This window comes from Rhodovibrio sodomensis (assembly GCF_016583645.1).
Classification (GTDB): Bacteria; Pseudomonadota; Alphaproteobacteria; order Kiloniellales; family Rhodovibrionaceae; genus Rhodovibrio; species Rhodovibrio sodomensis.
Window position 1 is genome coordinate 1 of sequence record NZ_NRRL01000240.1, and the last position, 1982, is coordinate 1982.

Annotated in this window: 2 protein-coding genes and 1 pseudogene; 2 read left to right on the top strand and 1 reads right to left on the bottom strand. The window is 67.3% G+C overall.

Annotation, left to right across the window (positions count from 1 at the left end):
• The first annotated feature begins 549 nt into the window (after positions 1–549).
• A complete protein-coding gene (locus CKO28_RS27415; RefSeq protein ID WP_200344668.1) occupies positions 550–798 on the top strand; it encodes a ParB N-terminal domain-containing protein in 249 nt (82 codons plus the stop codon).
• A gap of 169 nt (positions 799–967) precedes the next feature.
• On the top strand, positions 968–1711 hold the full coding sequence (locus tag CKO28_RS27420; RefSeq protein ID WP_200344670.1) for a YecA/YgfB family protein: 744 nt from the start codon (positions 968–970) through the stop codon (positions 1709–1711).
• Between the two features lie 69 nt (positions 1712–1780).
• Here CKO28_RS27420 and CKO28_RS28170 read toward each other — a convergent pair.
• Positions 1781–1982: pseudogene (locus CKO28_RS28170) on the bottom strand (hypothetical protein); the annotation flags it as partial.

The following is a 1982-nucleotide window of genomic DNA, read 5'->3' on the forward strand; positions in this document are numbered from 1 at the left end:
CCGCGCCTTGGGGAGAGGGGCCATATCTCCGCATCGGGTTCGGTGTTCGGACCCTAGCCGCTTGCCTGGCTCACCTCTCCCCCTGCCGCGGTTTCCGGCCTACCGCGGCTACTCGGCAACATAAAAGCTGCTTGGAGCGTCTGCTTGGACCTCGGCGGGATGGGGCAAGGCGAGCTCTCCGGGCGGTGAGGGATGGCGGGCGGCGGCGCGGCGGCGGGCGCGAGGCTGGACCGCCGTGGGGACCCTCACGCGTGCGTGGTTGACAGAGTCTGTCGAGCGCCCGTGCCCGCCGGGGCCCGCCGTGTCGGCCCGTCCCGCCGCCAAGCCATGGAAAATGCAGGGCGATCCGGCGTCGCCGGCGGGGCCGCGGGCGCGGTCGCCGCTGTGGGCTTTATGTGACGCGCAGGCTTGACGGGGCGTCGGGCGTGCCGTCCGGCGTCTCTGCTCGCGGCGGGCGGGCCGGCACTGGACGGCGGTGGCCCTGCGCCCGCACAGTCATCCGACCGAAGCCAACGCGGCCACGCGGTCGACAGCCTGAGAGGGAGGCCCATGCAGCGGACCATTCGCGTCCCGATCGCGGACGTCTACGTTCCGGCCAAGCGGCGCAAGACGCTCGACGACGGCCGGGTCGAGCAGCTGGCGGAGGAGATCCTGGAAGCCGGCATGAACACCCCGATCATGGTTCGCGCGGGCAAGGACCAGTGGGTGCTGGTCGAAGGCCTGCATCGCCTGGAAGCGCAGCGTGCGCTGGGCGAGAGCGAGATCGAGGCGTTCCACGTCCAGCCGCGCCAGCACTAGGGACGGTTTCCATTGCCGGTCGGTGATGGTCCTGCCTGGCATCGGAGATCTCCCTCGGCTGCTTCACCGTCAGAGCGCGCCGATGGAGGTCGCCCCACCCCTGCCAACAGCCAGCACCGTCGGGATTGGCGAGCGGGAGGTCGCGAGCCGGATGCGGTAGGAGGCGCCTATGACGGACGATGAGCTGAGCGAACCGGGCGGCGACTTCGACGACCTCGTCGACTTCCTCGAGTCACCGGACGCCCCGGACGACTGGATGCCGGGCGCGGTGCTGGACGGCTATCTGACGGGGATCGCCGTCAGCCCGACCCGGCTCAACCCGAGCGACTGGATGCCGAAGATCTGGGGCGACACGCCGTTTGAGTCCGAGGCGCAGGCCATTTGGGCCCTTGCCGCCGTCATGGCCCGCTTCAACTACATCAACCAGTTCGCGCGCGGCGAGGAGCCCGGCCCGCTCTGGCCCCGCCTGGACTCGTCGCACCCGGACGGCGGCCCCGTCGTGCGCGGCTGGACGGTCGGCTTCGTCAAGGCGATCACCCTGGACATGGAGGCCTGGCGGCCGCTCCTGGATCACGAAAAGGCGCGTGTGCTGCTGGATCCGTTGTTCGGCTACGTCGGTTACAGGGACGCCAACGGCGAGGCCGTGCGGACCGACGCCACCGAAGCCGAGCCGGACGGCGAACTCGCCGAGTTGTTGCCGGGCATCGTGCGGGCCATCCATCTGTTCTGGACGGAAGGGCCGCCCGACGTTCGCGACGACGACAGCCGGATCCGCGTCCACCCCGGACCGTTCACGCGCATCCGCAGCTTTGCCCTGAACATCTTCCCTGCCAACGGCGTGCGCGACCTGCCCGAGGCCGGCTACGCTACGACGCTAAACCCCGACGCACTCCTGGCATATGCCGATTCATGACGAGAACTGAATGGCTCTGCATCATAACCCACCAAGATTTTCGGCTTTTGGAAGTTTAGGGCTATACCCCTAACCTTCCAAAATCCGAAAATCTTGGTGGGTTATGATGCGGAAGTTGTCGGACACCTGTTCCCTGAATGTCTTCCATTCTCTTGGAATAGTGTCTCGAAAGAACACCAGGATAGCATCGGCGAATTGTTTCCGGGTGGGGTAATGACGGTTGTGCGTCACGCGCTGATGCATGACCGCCCATAATCGCTCGATCGGGTTC

Bases quoted from the DNA above. Each gene is read 5' to 3' on its own strand.
- CKO28_RS27415 (WP_200344668.1), top strand. From the start codon at position 550: ATGCAGCGGACCATTCGCGTCCCGATCGCGGACGTCTACGTTCCGGCC.
- CKO28_RS27420 (WP_200344670.1), top strand. From the start codon at position 968: ATGACGGACGATGAGCTGAGCGAACCGGGCGGCGACTTCGACGACCTC.